Source organism: Ruegeria marina (assembly GCF_900101475.1).
In the GTDB taxonomy this organism is placed as follows: Bacteria; Pseudomonadota; Alphaproteobacteria; order Rhodobacterales; family Rhodobacteraceae; genus Ruegeria_B; species Ruegeria_B marina.
Genome location: NZ_FMZV01000002.1, coordinates 388401 through 404843, shown reverse-complemented (window position 1 = coordinate 404843; position 16443 = coordinate 388401). Strand labels below are relative to the sequence as shown.

The 16443-nt window shown below is 62.9% G+C and carries 17 protein-coding genes; 5 read left to right on the top strand and 12 right to left on the bottom strand.

All coding sequences use genetic code 11. The features are described from left to right. Positions 1-53 precede the first annotated feature (53 nt). Entirely contained in the window at positions 54-506 is a 453-nt protein-coding gene (locus tag BLT75_RS04325) for an Lrp/AsnC family transcriptional regulator (protein ID WP_093028025.1), read from the bottom strand. Between the two features lie 130 nt (positions 507-636). Between BLT75_RS04325 and BLT75_RS04320 the strand changes: the two genes are divergently transcribed. Next, positions 637-1686: a Glu/Leu/Phe/Val family dehydrogenase gene (locus tag BLT75_RS04320; RefSeq protein ID WP_093028023.1), complete on the top strand. Its 1050-nt coding sequence runs from the start codon at positions 637-639 to the stop codon at positions 1684-1686. A 31-nt stretch (positions 1687-1717) separates the two neighbouring features. On the opposite strand, the gene BLT75_RS04315 is transcribed toward BLT75_RS04320, so the two are convergent. Both BLT75_RS04315 and trpS read right to left on the bottom strand, forming a co-directional pair. Beyond that, the gene (locus tag BLT75_RS04315; protein ID WP_093028021.1) at positions 1718-2203 is read right to left on the bottom strand and encodes a VOC family protein; all 486 of its coding nucleotides are present in this window, start codon (positions 2201-2203) and stop codon (positions 1718-1720) included. 87 nt (positions 2204-2290) lie between these two features. After that, positions 2291-3319 carry a tryptophan--tRNA ligase gene (gene trpS, locus BLT75_RS04310; protein WP_093028019.1) on the bottom strand — a complete coding sequence of 343 codons (1029 nt, stop codon included), beginning with the start codon at positions 3317-3319 and terminating at the stop codon, positions 2291-2293. A gap of 85 nt (positions 3320-3404) precedes the next feature. On the opposite strand from trpS, the gene BLT75_RS04305 reads away from it, so the two are divergent. Further along, positions 3405-4091, top strand: a complete 687-nt coding sequence (locus tag BLT75_RS04305; protein WP_093028017.1) for a rhomboid family intramembrane serine protease — start codon at positions 3405-3407, stop codon at positions 4089-4091. Positions 4092-4109: 18 nt separating this feature from the next. Here BLT75_RS04305 and BLT75_RS04300 read toward each other — a convergent pair whose 3' ends face one another. The 5 genes from BLT75_RS04300 to BLT75_RS04280 form a co-directional block, all read right to left on the bottom strand. Then, positions 4110-4301, bottom strand: a complete 192-nt coding sequence (locus BLT75_RS04300; RefSeq protein ID WP_093028015.1) for a YgaP family membrane protein — start codon at positions 4299-4301, stop codon at positions 4110-4112. Positions 4302-4373: 72 nt separating this feature from the next. Further along, on the bottom strand, positions 4374-4958 hold the full coding sequence (locus tag BLT75_RS04295) for a Crp/Fnr family transcriptional regulator (RefSeq protein WP_093028013.1): 585 nt from the start codon (positions 4956-4958) through the stop codon (positions 4374-4376). After that, the gene (gene murJ / locus BLT75_RS04290; protein ID WP_093028011.1) at positions 4955-6496 is read right to left on the bottom strand and encodes a murein biosynthesis integral membrane protein MurJ; all 1542 of its coding nucleotides are present in this window, start codon (positions 6494-6496) and stop codon (positions 4955-4957) included. The genes BLT75_RS04295 and murJ overlap by 4 nt, the downstream gene beginning before the upstream one ends. Continuing rightward, complete coding sequence (locus BLT75_RS04285) at positions 6493-9324, bottom strand: [protein-PII] uridylyltransferase (RefSeq protein WP_093028009.1); 2832 nt, start codon at positions 9322-9324, stop codon at positions 6493-6495. The genes murJ and BLT75_RS04285 overlap by 4 nt, the downstream gene beginning before the upstream one ends. Next, entirely contained in the window at positions 9284-10459 is a 1176-nt protein-coding gene (locus BLT75_RS04280) for a penicillin-binding protein activator (RefSeq protein WP_093028008.1), read from the bottom strand. The genes BLT75_RS04285 and BLT75_RS04280 overlap by 41 nt, the downstream gene beginning before the upstream one ends. Before the next feature lie 84 nt (positions 10460-10543). Between BLT75_RS04280 and rsmI the strand changes: the two genes are divergently transcribed. From rsmI to gshB, 3 genes are all read left to right on the top strand, one after another. Further along, positions 10544-11401 (top strand): 16S rRNA (cytidine(1402)-2'-O)-methyltransferase, encoded by an 858-nt coding sequence (rsmI, locus tag BLT75_RS04275; protein ID WP_093028007.1) that lies wholly within the window; start codon positions 10544-10546, stop codon positions 11399-11401. 1 nt (position 11402) lies between these two features. After that, positions 11403-11774, top strand: a complete 372-nt coding sequence (locus BLT75_RS04270; RefSeq protein WP_093028005.1) for a YraN family protein — start codon at positions 11403-11405, stop codon at positions 11772-11774. Between the two features lie 63 nt (positions 11775-11837). Beyond that, on the top strand, positions 11838-12770 hold the full coding sequence (gene gshB / locus BLT75_RS04265) for a glutathione synthase (RefSeq protein ID WP_093028003.1): 933 nt from the start codon (positions 11838-11840) through the stop codon (positions 12768-12770). A gap of 16 nt (positions 12771-12786) precedes the next feature. On the opposite strand, the gene BLT75_RS04260 is transcribed toward gshB, so the two are convergent. From BLT75_RS04260 to cobU, 4 genes are read right to left on the bottom strand one after another with little or no spacing between them, the layout of a single operon-like run. Beyond that, complete coding sequence (locus tag BLT75_RS04260; RefSeq protein WP_093028001.1) at positions 12787-14301, bottom strand: YifB family Mg chelatase-like AAA ATPase; 1515 nt, start codon at positions 14299-14301, stop codon at positions 12787-12789. Positions 14302-14359: 58 nt separating this feature from the next. After that, a complete protein-coding gene (locus BLT75_RS04255) occupies positions 14360-15235 on the bottom strand; it encodes a glutathione S-transferase (RefSeq protein WP_093027999.1) in 876 nt (291 codons plus the stop codon). A gap of 58 nt (positions 15236-15293) precedes the next feature. Continuing rightward, entirely contained in the window at positions 15294-15872 is a 579-nt protein-coding gene (locus BLT75_RS04250) for a histidine phosphatase family protein (RefSeq protein ID WP_093027997.1), read from the bottom strand. Next, a complete protein-coding gene (gene cobU, locus BLT75_RS04245) occupies positions 15869-16390 on the bottom strand; it encodes a bifunctional adenosylcobinamide kinase/adenosylcobinamide-phosphate guanylyltransferase (RefSeq protein WP_245706351.1) in 522 nt (173 codons plus the stop codon). Before cobU ends, BLT75_RS04250 begins: the two co-directional genes overlap by 4 nt. Positions 16391-16443: the final 53 nt, after the last annotated feature.

Sequence of the window (16443 nt, the reverse complement as noted above, 5' to 3'; positions counted from 1 at the left end):
GTTGGCGACAAGTTAGGCGCGGTTGGGTCATAGGTCCAGACCTGTTCGGCGCGTCATGCGGGCAGGGTATCGCGCCGCACCATGGTGCGCAGGGCAAAGTTGGAGCGCAGGTTGCGGATGCCGGGGATTTTCATCAGCCGGTTTTCGAGGAACGCGTCGAAAGCCGTCAGATCAGCCGCGACCACACGCAGCAGGATATCGCGCGACCCTGTCATCAGGTAACACTCCATCACTTCTTCGCAGCGGCGGATCGCCTGTTCGAAGGCGTCCACAGCCGCGCGATCCTGTTTTTCCAGTTCAACCGAGACAAAGATCGAAACCGACAGGCCCAGCTTGGCGGGGTCCACAGTGGCGCTGTAGCCCGTAATCACCCCGTCCCGCTGCAACCGTTCCAACCGCCGGGCACAGGGGGTGGGCGACAGCCCGACCTTGTCTGCAAGTTCGGTCACGGTCATGCGGCCGTCCTTTTGCAAGGCGCGAACAATCCAGCGGTCGATCTGATCCATTGGAGGAATTCTCCATTCTGGGTGGCATTATTGTGTATTTTCTCTAACCTGAACCATTCGGCCGCGCAATATTAGTGAAAACCGGCGTTGGATCTGTGGCACCTTGGATGTAGGAAATTCGGAGGATTCCATGCAGATCACCGTTGTCGATGCGCCCGAACACCAAGAGGTCGTGCGGATAGTCGACCAGGCCAGCGGGCTGGTCGGGTATATCGCCATTCACTCGACCCTGCGCGGTCCGGCTGCCGGTGGCGTCAGGATGCGTCCCTACGCGAACGAAACCGATGCGCTGACTGATGCGTTGCGCCTGTCGCGCGGAATGACCTACAAGAACGCAGCCGCCGATCTGGCGCTGGGCGGGGGCAAGGCGGTGATCATCGGGAACCCTGCCACCGACAAGACGCCGGAACTGCTCGAAGCCTTCGGTATGGCTGTCGAGGCTCTGGAGGGGCGCTACTGGACAGCCGAGGACATGGGTATGACGCCCGCCGACATGGCGCGGATCGGCACGCGCACGGCCTATGTGGCCGGGCTGGCCGTTGGGGAGTTTGCCAGCGGTGATCCGTCGCCGATCACCGCGAAGGGCATCTTCAACGCGATCCGGACCGCTTCAAAACATCGGCTGGGCTCGGCGGAGCTGTCTGGCCGCACCGTTGCGGTCCAGGGCCTCGGCCATGTTGGCCACTATCTGTGCGGTTACCTGCATCGGGCAGGGGCAAGGCTGATCGTGACCGATATCGACGAGGCACAGGTTGCCCGTGTTGCCGCGGAATTCGGCGCGGCCACGGTTGCGCCCGATACGATCTATGGGGTTCAAGCCGACATCTTTGCCCCCTGCGCCATTGGCGCCATCCTGAACTCCGAGACCATTCCGCAGTTGAAAGTTGCCGTCGTGGCCGGCGGGGCGAACAACCAGTTGGCCACGCCCGAGGACGGCAAGCGGTTGCATGCGCGCGGTATCCTCTATGCGCCCGACTATGTCGCAAACGGCGGCGGCATCATCAACGTCGCGACCGAGATTCTGCGCATTTCGGGGCGCGAGGTCTGGGTGGAGGAAAAGCTGAAAGCGCTTGACCGGACCATGGACCGCATCCTGACGCGCGCCCGTACACTGTCGGTCAGCCCAGCAGAGGTCGCCGACGCCATCGTCGACGAAATCCTGCATTCGAAAGCGGCTTGACCAATCGGAAAGGCCCCTTTCCGGGGTCTTTCTATTCCGCTTCGGCGATCAGTGCCCGCAGATCCAGCGGGTCGCTCACCATGGCGAGGCTTCCGTCGGGCAGGCGGGGCCAGTCCTCGACCGGGCGATCACGGTACAGTTCCACCCCGTTTCCATCCGGGTCCTTCAGATACACAGCCTCGCTGACGCCATGGTCGGCGGCGCCGTCCAGTGGCACACCGGCCTCGATCACACGGCGCACGGCCGTCCCCAGCGCCTTTCGGTCGGGATACAGGAAGGCCGAATGGTAAAGACCTGTCGCCCGCGCGTGGGGTTGCGGTCCGCCCCGGCTGTGCCAGGTGTTCAGCCCGATATGATGGTGATAGCCGCCCGCGCCCAGAAAGGCAGCGCTGTCGCCGAATTTCTGTTGCAACTCGAACCCCAGCACATCGCGATAGAACGCGATCGACCGGTCTAGATCGGATACTTTCAGATGAACGTGGCCGACACAGGTGCCGGCAGGGGCAGTATAGGTCATGGCGCGTCTCCTTTCTTCCGAATATCGGATGGATCCGCGCCTTGTGAAAGGTAGAAAACCCGCGCAGAACGCCTGCGCGGGCGCACATCAGTTCCGCGCGGACGAGACCATGCCCACGATGTCGTAGGTCTGGCGCAGGATCGGTTCGGCAATGACGCGGGCGCGTTCCGCGCCACGTGCCAGGATGCGGTCGATTTCGGCCTGATCGTTCATCAGGCGCGCCATCTCGGAGGAGATCGGCGAGAGCTTGGAAACCGCCAGTTCGGCCAGCATCGGTTTGAATTCACGGAACTGCTTGCCGCCCACCTCGGCCAGCACCTGCTCGACGCTCTGATCGGCAAGGGCGGCATAGATGTTGACCAGGTTACGGGCGTCGGGACGCCCTTCCAGCCCCTCGATCTCCGAGGGCAGGGCGTCGGGGTCGGTCTTGGCCTTGCGGATCTTCTGCGCGATCGCGTCGGCATCATCGGTCATGTTGATCCGGCTCATGTCGGACGGGTCGGATTTCGACATCTTCTTGGTGCCGTCGCGCAGGCTCATCACTCGGGTCGCGGCGCCTTCGATTACCGGTTCGGTGACGGGGAAGAAATCTACACCGAAATCGTTGTTGAACTTGATCGCAATGTCACGGGTCAGTTCCAGGTGCTGTTTCTGGTCCTCGCCCACCGGGACATGGGTGGCGTGGTAGATCAGAATGTCGGCGGCCATCAGAGAGGGATAGGCGAACAGGCCCAGCGATGCGTTCTGCTGGTTCTTGCCGGCCTTGTCTTTCCACTGGGTCATGCGCTGCATCCAGCCCATGCGCGCCACGCAGTTGAAGATCCAGCCCAGCTGCGCATGTTCGGGAACCTGGGACTGATTGAACAGGATCGACTGTTCCGGGTCGATGCCCGAGGCGATGAACCCGGCGCACAGCTCGCGCGTGTTGCGTCTCAGCGCGGCGGGGTCCTGCCAGACGGTAATGGCGTGGAGGTCGACCATGCAGTAGATGGTTGCGAACTTCGGTCCCTGCATGTCGACGAAGCGTTTGATCGCGCCCAGGTAATTGCCCAGCGTCAGCCCGCCCGAGGGCTGGATGCCGGAAAACACGCGCGGCGTGAATTTGGTTTCGGTCATGATGGGAAACTCCCGTCTGGAAAATTCGGCCTCCGTCGCTTACCCATGAGGCAAAGGGACGTCAACAGCCGGGAAAGGCCCGCCCATGAGCAGTGATAACGATACATCGCCCGTGAACCCCCTGCCGCCGGTCGTGGTGGCGCTGGTGCTGTTCATCATGGGGATCGAACTGGCCTTTTCGTTTGGCGCGCGCGGGATTGTCGGCGGGCCGCAGGCGGTGGGCTGGCGGCTGGCGGCGATGCAGTCTTACGCGTTTTCGCCTGATATCCTGGCATGGATGTGGGAGTCCGGACGCTGGCCTGTCGAACACGTGATCCGGTTCGTGACCTATCCGTTCGTCAATGTATCGTTTACCCAGTCGCTCTTTGTCTGTGTCTTCGTGCTGGCGATGGGCAAGATGGTGGCCGAAAGCTTTGGCAGCCTCGCCATGCTGGTGGTATTCGTCGCCTCGGGCGCGGTGGGGGCGCTGGGGTACGGCGTGCTGACCAGTTCTCCGATGGCACTGGTCGGAGGGTTCCCGCCTGTCTACGGGTTGATCGGGGCGTTTACCTGGCTTTTGTGGCGCAACCTGTCGCGGGTGGGCGAGAATCAGGCGCGCGCCTTCAGCCTGATCGCCTTTCTTATGGGGGCGCAGCTCCTGTTCGGGCTGCTGTTCGGTGGCGGGCTCGACTGGGTGGCCGATCTTGTCGGCTTTGCCACCGGCTTTGTCCTGTCGTTCTTCCTGGTGCCCGGCGGCTGGTCGCGCATTCGCGGCCGGATCCGTCACGACTGACGGCCCGGCCGCCAGAGGTCATTTCTTCAGCGGGCAGGTGTTGATGCCGAGAATACTGTAGAGCGGGCAAATGCCGACCATTCCGGTCAAAAGCGGTACGATACCGATCAGGCCCCACATGGTTTGCGGGCCAACGACGGTCAGGGAAAGCAGCGCCAGTCCAAGGATGATGCGGGCCGCACGGTCGAAAGTGCCTTCGTTGCGGGTCATGTCCGGGTTCCTTTCAGGAAAGTTCACATGTCCTCATCCTGACCTGATGCGGCTCACGCGTCGGTGACAGTGTCACCGTTCGTCTGCGGCAATCCGTTCCAGGCCGGCGCGGTCCAGTAGCGTGACCCGCCCGCGCGCCAGTTCGACCAGCCCCTGGCGCGCGAATTCGGCAAGCCGGCGGCTGACGAAGGCGCGGCCCGATGCCGTTTCGGCGGCCAGCGCCTCGTGCGTCGCGGTTACGCTATCGTCTTTCGAAAGGCGCAACAAAGCGCGGGCAAGACGGGCGTCGAAGCCGGTCAGCGCGACATCTTCGACAAGATGTTCGAAATCGGCAAAGCGGCGGGCGACCGCGTGCAGGATCTCGGACCGGAACCCGTCATCTTCGGCCAGCGCGCGGCGAAACTCGGCATGGCTCATCAGGGTTCCACGCGTATGCGTTTCGGTGACGCCCTCGGCGCTGTAGCTGCGACCCTCGGTCAGGCAGGCGAAGGTTTGCAGGCACACATCGCCGGGCCCGACCCGGTACAGCACAACCTCGCGCCCGTTCGCGGCGGTAAGGGTGACGCGGATTGATCCTTCGTCGAGGCGCAGGAAGCCAGGGCACTCCTCTCCTGCGTGAAACAGGACCGTTCCGGATGGACAGTCCAGCCGGCTCATGACCGCCTCAGCGCGCGTCTGAATTCCGACAGGCGGAAGGCGCCAATAAGGTGTCCGACCCCGAAATAGACGACCGCGGCCAGCAGGATGAGCGCCAGCAAGCCAAGATAGCGCCAGCCAGGCAGGGCCAGAACCCAGGCAAAGGGGACGAGGATACCGAATAGGACAGCGCCCATGATCAGCGATGCGGCCAGGATGCGCCCGGCCCGACGGTGGAAACGTGCGTCGAACCGTGCGACCTCGCCCATGCGGCGCGCACCGGCCGCCAGGAGCGCCACCATGGTCCAGCCCGCCGCGCTGGCGGCAATGGCCGGTGCGAACCAGCCGACGAGAGGATAGAGGCCAAAGGCCAGTCCCGCGTTCACCACCATTGCCACCACCGCATAGCGGAACGGGCTCCGGGTGTCTTCGCGCGCGAAAAACAGCGGCTGGTATACTTTCTGCAACATGAACGCGGGAAGGCCCATCCCATAGATTGCAACCGCAATCGCGGTCGCGGCGGTGTCCTCTGGCCCGAAGGCGCCCCGCTGGAACAGGACCGAGACCAGCGGCGACGGGATCACCACCAGCGCCACGGCAGAGGGCAGGGTCAGGATCAGGGAAAATTCGCCCGCGCGGGAATAGGCATCGCGCGATCCCGCCATGTCGCCGGCACGCAGGCGACGCGACAGGTCGGGCAGAAGGACGATACCGACTGCGATACCGACCACGCCCAACGGCAACTGATACAGTCGGTCCGCGGTAAACAGCCAGCTGACCGCGCTTTCGGTGCGCGAGGCCACCAACTGACCCACCACGAGGTTGATCTGTGTGACCCCCATTGCCAGAGCGGCGGGAAAGGCGACGCGGACCAGTTGGCGCATCTCGGGGTCAAGGCGCGGCAGGCCCGGACGCAGGCGAATCTCCGCCCGCTCGGTCGCGATCCAGACCAGTGCCAGTTGCGCCACGCCCGCCACGGGGATGACCCAGATCAGCCAGTCGATCACTGCGCCGCCGAACACCGACCCTGCCAGCATCGCCGCACAGGCGAACACGTTCAGAAGCACTGGCGCGGCGGCAGCGGCGGCAAAACGGCCGGTTGCGTTCAATACGCCGGAAAACAATGCCGCCAGGGACATGAACAGGATGTAGGGGAACACGATCTTGCCGTAGCCCACGGCCAGATCGAACCGTGCATCTCCTGCAAAACCACTTGCCGTGAGCCAGATCAGGACTGGCATGAACACCATCGCCAATCCAACCAGGCCCAGCACGGCTGCCGTCAGAAGGTTCAGCGATTTCTGTGCAAAGACTATGGCATCTTCGCCCGCCTCAAGCCGTTTCGAGAACATCGGCACGAAGGCGGCGTTGAACGCGCCCTCGGCAAAGAAGCGTCGGAACAGGTTGGGCAGGCGGAAAGCGGCGACAAAGGCGTCCATCACCGGGCCAGGGCCGATGTAGGCGGCCAGCATCATCTCGCGGACAAAGCCCAGGATGCGGCTGGCCAGAGTCCAGAACCCGACCGTGAAAAAGCCGGCCATAAGGCGAATGGGCTTCATGAAGCGGCTCTTTTGGCGCCCTCGGAGATCGCTTCGCGCAGTTTTTTCTCAAGGGTGCGCTGCTTGGATTCCGAATAGTATTTCAGGCCGAACATGTCCTTGACGTAGAATGTATCGACGACCTGCTCGCCATAGGTCGCGATGACCGCGTTGGCGATGTAGACGTTCGCCGCGGCCATGGCGCGCGCCAGATCATAGAGCAGGCCGGGCCGGTCGCGGGTATCGACCTCGATGATGGTGTAGATTTCGGACCCGTCGTTGTCGAAGGTGATATGGGTCGGAACATTGAAGGCTTTCTCCCGCTTCTTGATCTTGTCGCGGGATTTCAGCGCCTCGCGCGCCACCACTTCACCCTTGAGCGTCTTGAGGATCATCTGGCTCAGCCGGGGCAGGCGGGAGGCTTCGTAGGGATGGCCTTCGGCGTCCTGGATCCAGAAAGCGTCTGTCACATAGCCGTCCTTGGTCGTGTAGCTACGGGCGTCGACCACATTCGCGCCAACCAGCGCCAGCGCGCCGGCCATGCGCGAGAAGATGCCGGGATGGTCGGCCATCGCGAAACAGGCGCGAGTGGCATCGCGGTCAAGATCCGGCTCAAGGCGGATCTCGACGGCGCCCGGATCGCCGCTTTCTTCCAGCTTGCGCAGCATCTCGGCGAATTCGACATGGGTCGAAAGGTTTAGGCCCTGCCAGTACGGGTCGTAATGGCGGCCGGTTTCAACCTTGAGATCCTCGCGCGGCCAATCAGAGAGCGCTTCGCGCAGCGCCTTCTTGGCCTCGTTGCCGCGACCTTCGCGGTTCAGATCCTCCATCCCGGTTTCCAGCGCGCGCTTGGTTTCGGCGTGCAGGGCGCGCAGCAGCGTGGCTTTCCAGTTGTTCCAGGTATTCGGACCCACACCGCGGATGTCACAGACCGTAAGCACGGTGAGCAGGTCGAGACGTTTTACCGTCTGCACCGCCTTGGCGAAATCGCGCACCGTGCGAGGGTCGGAGATGTCCCGTTTCTGCGCCATGTCGGACATCAGCAGATGATACCGCACCAGCCATTCGACCGTTTCGCATTCGGATTTGTTGAGGCCGAGGCGCGGCGCCACCTTGCGAGCGATGCGGGCGCCCAGGATCGAATGGTCTTCGGGCCTGCCTTTGCCGATGTCATGCAGCAACAACGCGGTGTACAGCACCTTTCGATTGACGCCCGCCTTCAGGATTGACGACGCCAACGGCAAGGCTTCGACCAGTTCGCCCTTTTCGATCTGGGCGAGGTTCACGATGGTCTGAATGATGTGCTCGTCGACCGTATAGCTGTGGTACATGTTGAACTGCATCATCGCCACGATCGGTTCGAACTCGGGGATGAAGGCGGAGAGAACGCCCAGTTCGTTCATCCGCCTGAGGGCACGTTCCGGATTTCCGTGTTTGAGCAGCAGGTCCAGGAACAGGCGCTGGGCTTCCTTGTCGTTGCGCATCTCATCGTCGATGAGGGCCAGATTGGCCGTGACCAAACGCATGGCATCCGGGTGAATGAGCATCCCGGTACGCAGACCTTCCTCGAACAGGCGCAACAGGTTCAACTTGTCCGAAAGGAATGCCTTGGGATCGACGACATCAAGCCGTCCATGCACGACCTTGTATTCGGGCTTGATCTTCGGCCTGCGTCGGAAGATCCGTTCGAGGAGCGGCGCGCCCTTCATGTGCTGTGCTTCGAGCTTGGTGAGAAATATCCGTGTCAACTCGCCGACACGGGTCGCCTCGCGGAAATATTTCTGCATGAAGATCTCGACCCCGCGCCGGCCCGCACGATCCTCGTATCCCATGCGATCGGCGACCTCTACCTGGAGGTCGAAGTTCAACTGTTCGGTTGCCCTGCCGGTCACGATATGGAGATGCCCGCGCACGGCCCAGAGAAAATCCTCGGCCTGCACGAAGGTCTGGTACTCCGCCGGGGTGAACAGGCCCAGTGGCACCAGCTCGGCGGTATCCTTGACCCCGTACACGTATTTCGAGATCCAGTACAGCGATTGCAGGTCACGCAATCCGCCTTTGCCTTCCTTTACATTGGGCTCGACCATGTAGCGCTGACCCTGCTTGCGGTGCCGGGCGTCGCGTTCTTCCAGCTTGGCCTCGATGAACTCGCGCTCGGTGTCCTTGAACAGGTCCGATTTCAACTTCTTGTCGAGCGACTGGGCCAGCGGCAGGTGCCCCGACAGGAACCGGTGTTCCAGCAGTGCGGTGCGAATGGTGAAATCCTCGCGTCCGAGCCGCAGACAATCTGTCACCGTGCGCGAAGAATGCCCGACTTTCAGACGCAGGTCCCACAGCATGTAGAGCATCGACTCGATCACACTCTCCGCCCAGGCGGTGATCTTGTAAGGGGTCAGGAACAACAGGTCGACATCCGAATGCGGAGCCATCTCGCCCCGGCCGTACCCGCCGACCGCCATGACGGCAATGCGTTCTCCCTGTGTGGGAGTGGCCAGAGGATGCAGCAGGTTTGCCGCCACATAGAGTGCCGTCATCACCAGCCCGTCGGTCAGGTAGGTGTAGGCCCGGGTCATCGGGCGGGCGGCGAAGGGGTTGTCGGCAAAACCTTGGGCTATGGCGGTGCGCCCGTCTGTCTGCACTTCCCGCAGGACTGCCACGACAGCGCTGCGCAGCGCAGCGTTGTCCGTGGCTTCGTCCGCTGCCGTCCGGATACGGTCGAACACGGATGCAGCATCGAATACCTCGACCGGATCCCGGACAAGGTCTCCGGTCAGCTTCGGCTGAATGGCATGGTGGTCGTAAATCGGCTCAGAAGCCGGCGCCTGAGAAGCTTTGTGGGGCAGGGTCAATCACAACCACCTGTTTGTTCTGAATTGTGGCAACAGCAAGTCCCCGTTCATTAGTGCCATCCGGACGAAGACGGAAGATCCCTCCGACTCCCTGAAACCCGGCGCTTTGAGTAAGGGCTGCGCCTGTGAGAGCGTCGGATTTTCCGGCGCCGACCAGAGCGCCTATGGCCGCGATGCCGTCATAAGCCAATCCGCCGATCGGGTGCGGCGCGCCTCCGTAGGCGGCCTGGTAGCGCGCGTTGAACGCGGCGCTCTTGGAGGGGTCGGGCAGGGCAAACCATCCACCCTGAACACCTGGCAACTCCAGTGTCTGTGCGGGAATGTCCCAACGTGTAAGCCCAATGAACTGTTTCTCAGCTGGCGACAGGCCAGCCTCGGGGAGGAGTTGCGAAAAGAGCGGCAGGGCACCCGCCGTGGTCGCCGTGAAGAATACCGAATCGGCGCCAGTCCCATCGACGGTGGCCTTGACCTGCGGCACGGAGGTGATCACGCCCTGCTGTGATTGCTCGAACACAACGGACCCGGCCAGATTGGCCCCTGTTTGCGAAATCGCCTGGGTGATCGCGGCCTTGCCGAGTTGGCCAGCCTCGTCGTTGCTGTGCACGACGACGATGTTTCCCTTGCCCTGGCGGGCTGCGAAACTGGCCAACCGGTTTGCCGTATTTTCAAACGTCGGCCCGAGGACAAACACGTTTCCGCCCGCAATCTTGGGGTTGTTGGAGAACGAAAGAACATTGATGTTCTGGTTCAGGACGGCCAGACCGGCAGCATTGGCCGCTTGCGCATAGACCGGGCCAAGAATGATTTTTGCGCCTTCGCCCACCGCCTGCTGCGCGACGGCAGCAGCGGTATTGGCATCGCCCGCGGTATCATAGACACGCAGGTCTATCTGCACGTTCTGAAGGTCTCCGATGGCCATTCGTGCCGCGTTTTCCAGGCTTTGGGCAAGCACGGCGTCGCCCGGCTGGGCAGAACCGCGCGGCACCAGTAAGGCGACCGGAACCGGGTTCGAGGCATTGATCGACGGGCCTCCGCCTCCGATCGTGGCGGTATCGCACGCGGACAGAATGGCCGCTGCCGCCACGGCGAGCGCGGAAAGGGCGAACTTGCGGGCGGGGTTGAAAACGGCAAACATCTAATCAATAGCTCCCTGATCCGGCGGCGGACCGCCGCGTTGGTCGAGCCGCGATAATAAACGTCACGAAACACGGGTCCAGCGTTGAATTACCAAAAGCTCAGATTGCCGGCAGGCTTGTATTTCGTCGGAACACCGATCGGCGCCGCGCGTGACATCACGCTCAGGGCACTGGACGTGCTGGCCTCGGCCGAAGTGATCGCTGCCGAGGATACACGCTCTCTCAGGCATTTGCTGGATATTCACGGTATTCCGCTGGAGGGGCGGCGAGTCCTTGCCTATCATGATCATTCGGGTGCGGGCGCCCGCGCAAAACTTCTGGATGCCCTCGCGGAAGGGCGTTCGGTCGCATATGCATCCGAGGCCGGAATGCCGCTGATCGCCGATCCGGGGTACGAGCTGAGCAAGGCGGCGGCCGAAGCGGGGTACATGGTCACAACTGCGCCGGGCCCTTCGGCGGCCCTCACGGCGTTGACGCTTGCCGGCCTGCCGACCGACGCGTTTTTCTTTGCCGGCTTCCTGCCGAACACCAGGTCGGCGCGCAAGACGCGCCTGGAGGCGTTGCGCGATGTTCCGGGAACACTTGTGTTCTACGAGTCGCCTAAACGGGTTGCCGAAACCCTTTCCGACATGTCGGCAGTACTGGGCGGGTCGCGTCCTGCCGCCCTGTGCAGGGAGTTGACGAAGAAATTCGAGGAAATTCGACGGGGCACACTGGACAGCATTGGGGCCTCCGTGGCGGATACGGCAGTCAGGGGCGAAATCGTTCTGCTCGTGGACCGGGCCCGTTCAGAACCCGTTAAGGAGACGGATATAGAACAATCCCTGCGCGATGCGCTTGAAAGCCATTCGGTAAAAGATGCCGCCGATCTGGTCGCCCGAATGCACGGGGTTCCCCGGCGTCCGGTCTATCAGATGGCACTGAAACTGGGGAAACGGTGAGATGTCGGCAAGAAACCTGCGCGGGAGACTCAATCAGCTGTCAGGTGATGCGGCAGAGGGAAGGGTCGCTCAGGATTACGAAAGGCGCGGCCATCGCGTGGACCGCCGCAGGTGGCGCGGCAAGGGCGGGGAAATCGACCTGATCCTCCGGTTCGGGCAAGAGGTGGTATTTGTCGAAGTCAAGCAGAGCCGCGATTTCGATAGCGCTGCCGCCAGCCTGGGAGCACGGCAGATGGTGCGCCTGCAAAATGCCGCCGCAGAGTTCCTTGCCGGGGAACCGCTTGGACAATTGACCCCGGTGCGGTTCGACGTGGCGCTGGTCGACTCCATGGGCCGCCTTCAAATCCTTGAGAATGCCTTCGGTCACCTCTGATCGCCATTGAACCCCGCCGCCGGCTGCGCCATGTATCGGACAGCCGCTAACGAGGGACGAAGAATGAAGATCGCCTTTCAGATGGACCCGATCGGGGCCGTGAACATCAATGCCGACAGTTCGTTCCGGCTTGCCGAAGAGGCGCAGGCGCGCGGACATGAACTGTTCTACTACGGGCCGGACCATCTGGCCTATCAGGAGGGGCGGATCACCGCGCGCGGCCATGACATGACGGTGCAGCGGGTGGCAGGCAACCCTGCAGTACTGGGGCCGATGCGAGAGGTGGACCTGGCCGATTTTGACGTGGTCTGGCTGCGGCAGGACCCGCCGTTCGACATGCACTACATCACCTCGACGCATCTGCTGGACCGGCTCAAGGGGCAGACCCTGGTCGTGAACGACCCCTTCTGGGTGCGCAACTATCCCGAGAAGCTGCTGGTGCTGAATTTCCCTCAGCTGACACCGCCAACCGCAATCGCCCGCGATCTGGACACGATCCGCACGTTCAAGGCCAGGCATGGCGACATCATTCTGAAACCGCTTTACGGCAATGGCGGCGCGGGCGTGTTCCGGCTGGATGAAAACGACCGCAACCTGTCGTCGCTGCACGAGCTTTTCATCGGATTCTCGCGCGAGCCACTGATCGTGCAGAAGTATCTGCCTGCCGTGCGCCAGGGCGACAAGCGCGTGATCCTCGTGGATGGCGAGGCGGTCGGTGCCATCAACCGCGTGCCTGCCGAGGGCGAGACGCGGTCGAACATGCATGTGGGCGGACGCCCCGAAAAGATCGGGCTGACGGAACGCGATCTGGAAATCTGTGCCACTATCGGACCTCTGCTGCGCGAAAAGGGGCAGGTCTTTGTGGGCATCGATGTGATTGGTGATTATCTGACCGAGATCAATGTGACCTCGCCCACCGGTATCCAGGAGTTGGAGAGGTTCGACGGCGTCAACATCGCGGCCCGCATCTGGGAGGCGATCGAGGCCAAGCTCTGAGGGGAAAACCGGCAGGTCAGGCGAGCGACCTGGCCGCGACCCGAAAACTGAGCGCTTCGGCCACATGCGGGCGGCGGACGTCGGTGTCACCGGCGAGGTCTGCGATGGTGCGCGCGACGCGGAGGATCCGGTGGTAAGCCCGTGCCGACAGGCCGAACCGGTCTGCCGCCTTGACCAGCAGATCGCGCCCCTCGGCATCCGGCGTGGCGATTTCCTCCAGCGCCTTTCCCTCGGCATCGGCATTCTGCCGCATGCCGGACTGTCCGGCGAACCGCATCCTCTGGATATCGCGGGCGGCGGCGACGCGGGCGGCCACTTCGGCCGAACCCTCGGCGCTGGGGGGCAGGTCGAGATCGGTAAAGGCCACCGGGGGAACTTCGATGCGCAGGTCGAACCGGTCCATCAACGGCCCCGAGATACGACCGAGGTAATCCTCGCCGCAGCCCGGCGCGCGCGAACAGGCCCGCGCCGGATCGGTCAGATAGCCGCAACGGCACGGGTTGGCCGCCGCGACCAGCATGAAGCGGCAGGGATATTTCACATGCGCATTGGCGCGGGCGACCATAACCTCTCCCGTTTCAATCGGCTGGCGCAGGGTCTCCAGCACCGTGCGCGGGAATTCCGGCAATTCGTCGAGGAACAGAACGCCATTGTGGGACAGGCTGATTTCTCCGGGCTTGGCCCCCTTGCCACCGCCGACGATGGCGGCCATCGAAGCCGTGTGATGCGGTTCCCGAAAGGGGCGGGTTCGGCTGATCCCGCCCTCGTCCAGCAGGCCGCACAGGGAATGGATCATCGACGTTTCCAAAGCCTCTACGGCGTTCAGCGGTGGCAGGATGCCGGGGATGCGGGCCGCCAGCATGGATTTTCCCGACCCCGGCGTGCCGATCATGATCATGTGGTGACGTCCGGCGGCAGCGATTTCCAGGGCGCGTTTGGCGCGTTCCTGCCCCTTGACGTCGCGCAGGTCGCGCAAAAAGGCGGGCGACTGCACTTCGCCGGGCCGTGCCGCGTCGATCGGGGCCTGCCCGGTATAGTGGCGAATGACCGCCGCGAGGGTTTCGGCACCAATCACCTTGGCCGCATCGACCCAGGCCGCTTCGGCGCTGGACCCTTTGGGGCAAAGCAGCATCCTCTCTTCCTCGGCCGCCGTCATCGCGGCCGGCAGCGCCCCTGTGACCGGAACCAGCGTGCCATCGAGCGACAGTTCTCCAAGGGCAAGCGTGCTTTCTGCGGCATCCGCCGGCACAATTTCCAGCGCCGCCAGCAGCGCCAGCGCAATCGGCAGGTCGAAATGGCTGCCTTCCTTGGGCATGTCGGCGGGCGACAGGTTGATTGTTATCCGCTTGGAGGGCAGGGCAATGGCCATGCCGCTCAGTGCGCTGCGAACACGGTCGCGCGCCTCGGACACTGCCTTGTCCGGCAGGCCAACGATGGAAAAGGCCGGCAGGCCGGGGGTCACGGCACATTGCACCTCGACGGTGCGGGCCTCGACCCCCTGAAAGGCGACAGTATAGGCGCGAGCGACCATCCGGATCCTGCCTCTTGGTTAACGCTTTGTTGCTACAGCGAGGCAGGTTTAAGAATGGTTAACCGGTGGTGACCATCGCCATGAATTTCGGCCAGGCCTCGGGGTCGGCATCGGTCTTGTCACGGCAGAACCTGTTGCAGAAGCCCCAGATCCGTCCGTCCATTTCCAGAAAGTCGGTGACAGGCTTGCCTGAATAGGGACAGGTGGCGTTGAGGGAAGGACCGCCAGCAACGGACCGGGCCGCGCCGCTGGCGCCGATCGGCCAGGCAGTCGTGGGCAGATCCAATGCATAGGGTACCGGATCGTACGAGACAGTCGCTCCCATTGCGCGCCATTGCCGGACACTGGTGTCGCTGAGCAGGTCCAGGCAATATTGCCGGTTGTCGGCACTGACTGGCAAATTATAGCCCACAATCCGCGCAGCCACTGGCGTGTAGAATACATCGGCCAGAGAATAGCGGCCAAAAAGCGGCCCGGAGGCCGCGCCGGACACGGCGCGTGCATGCGCCCACAGGGTTTCGATACGCGCAAGATCGCCATGCGTGTTTCTGGATGGCTCGAACCCCTCATAGCAATGCATCAACTGCATCGGGCATTCGCCGCGTAGAGCGGTGAAACTCGACACCATTTCAGCACAAAGCCAGCGCGCGGTCGCCCGCTGGGCGGGGTCTTCGGGCCAAAGTCCCGCGTCCGGATGCCGTTCTGCCAGCGTTTCGGCCATGGCGAGGCTCTGGCCCACGACGCACCCCTCCGGAGTGCGCAATACGGGAACCTGCCGCGCCGGAAGGACACTTGCCAGATCCAGCGCCATGGTCCCGGAATAGAGACCCACCATATGTGACCGGAAGGGGATGCCGAATTTCTCGAGCATCAGCCAACCGCGAAGCGACCAGCTGGAAAACATTCGGTCGCCGATGAACAGTTCGTATGTCATGACGCCAGTAAGGCCACGCAATTCCATATGGTAAAACGGTTTTTCGTGGCCTGCCGCATCACACGAGGTGATTGATCCGTCCAATGCTCCAGCCGTCCGGCGACCAAGTGATCTCGGTGACCGAAAGGTTGTCGATCCGATGGGAAAAGACCTGTTCGGCCGAAATCGCCAATGCGCGCTGCAACTGGGTCAGGATCATCCCGAAATGGCCGACCACGATCAGGTCGGTCCCCGGGTGCAAGGCAGTAAGCGCGTCAACCTCGGCATTCACCCTTGCGCATACCTGATGCCAGCTTTCACCTCCTGGCGGGGAAACATCGCCAGGTGTCTCCCAATAGGCGCGTGCGCGGACAGGATCGTCTGCTTCGATCTCGGCATAGCGGCGCAACTCCCATGCGCCGAAGTTGATTTCCCGCAGGCCGGGGCGGTTGGGCAGGCGGGGTCGGTTGCCCTGTATGGCGCTGGCCGTGTCCGCCGCGCGGATCAGGTCGGACGAGACAACCAGCGCGTCTGCCGGAAGGTGGCCCGACAAGCGGGTCAGCAGGCCGGTGTCGCTCAGGTCTGCGGGCAGGTCCGACCAACCGACCATGGATTTGGCATGGGTCGGACCGTGGCGAACCAGATGCAACCGGGTCATTGCAGCCGTCCCTTGAGGACCAAGGGCAACCCGGCCGTTACCAGAACCACCAGGTCGGCCTCGGCGGCCAGCGCGATGTTCAGACGCCCCTGTGCCTCGCGAAACTCTCTTGCCAGCGCGTTTTCGGGCACGATGCCGTGGCCAACCTCGTTCGTGACCATGACCACTTGTGCCGGGCAAGCGCGGATCGCCTCAAGCAAGCGGCCCTGCGCCGCCTCCAGATCGGCCCCCGCCAGCATCTGGTTGCTCAGCCACATCGTGGCGCAGTCGAACAGGCAGATGTCCCCTTCCGCCAGCGCCGAAAGGGCCGGACCCGGCTCGTGCGGCTCCTCGATCGTTGTCCAGCCGGTGCCGCGTTGTGCAAGATGCCGGTTCACCTTGGTGCGCATCTCCTGATCAAATACTTGTGAAGTCGCCAGGTATTTCCGGGATTTACCCGTTGATACAACCAGTTGTTCCGCAAAGGCAGATTTTCCGGACGCCGCGCCACCAATGATCAAGGTGTATTTGGAATGCAAAATTCTTACCTTTCTGATGATCCACGACTCCCGGTTCTTCGTAAGGACAGTAG

Bases quoted from the DNA above. Each gene is read 5' to 3' on its own strand.
- BLT75_RS04325 (WP_093028025.1), bottom strand. From the start codon at position 506: ATGGATCAGATCGACCGCTGGATTGTTCGCGCCTTGCAAAAGGACGGC.
- BLT75_RS04260 (WP_093028001.1), bottom strand. From the start codon at position 14,301: ATGGTCGCTCGCGCCTATACTGTCGCCTTTCAGGGGGTCGAGGCCCGC.
- murJ (WP_093028011.1), bottom strand. From the start codon at position 6,496: ATGAAGCCCATTCGCCTTATGGCCGGCTTTTTCACGGTCGGGTTCTGG.
- BLT75_RS04280 (WP_093028008.1), bottom strand. From the start codon at position 10,459: ATGTTTGCCGTTTTCAACCCCGCCCGCAAGTTCGCCCTTTCCGCGCTC.
- BLT75_RS04305 (WP_093028017.1), top strand. From the start codon at position 3,405: ATGAGCAGTGATAACGATACATCGCCCGTGAACCCCCTGCCGCCGGTC.
- BLT75_RS04250 (WP_093027997.1), bottom strand. From the start codon at position 15,872: ATGACCCGGTTGCATCTGGTTCGCCACGGTCCGACCCATGCCAAATCC.
- BLT75_RS04270 (WP_093028005.1), top strand. From the start codon at position 11,403: ATGTCGGCAAGAAACCTGCGCGGGAGACTCAATCAGCTGTCAGGTGAT.
- BLT75_RS04295 (WP_093028013.1), bottom strand. From the start codon at position 4,958: ATGAGCCGGCTGGACTGTCCATCCGGAACGGTCCTGTTTCACGCAGGA.
- BLT75_RS04300 (WP_093028015.1), bottom strand. From the start codon at position 4,301: ATGACCCGCAACGAAGGCACTTTCGACCGTGCGGCCCGCATCATCCTT.
- BLT75_RS04255 (WP_093027999.1), bottom strand. From the start codon at position 15,235: ATGACATACGAACTGTTCATCGGCGACCGAATGTTTTCCAGCTGGTCG.
- trpS (WP_093028019.1), bottom strand. From the start codon at position 3,319: ATGACCGAAACCAAATTCACGCCGCGCGTGTTTTCCGGCATCCAGCCC.
- BLT75_RS04315 (WP_093028021.1), bottom strand. From the start codon at position 2,203: ATGACCTATACTGCCCCTGCCGGCACCTGTGTCGGCCACGTTCATCTG.
- BLT75_RS04320 (WP_093028023.1), top strand. From the start codon at position 637: ATGCAGATCACCGTTGTCGATGCGCCCGAACACCAAGAGGTCGTGCGG.
- gshB (WP_093028003.1), top strand. From the start codon at position 11,838: ATGAAGATCGCCTTTCAGATGGACCCGATCGGGGCCGTGAACATCAAT.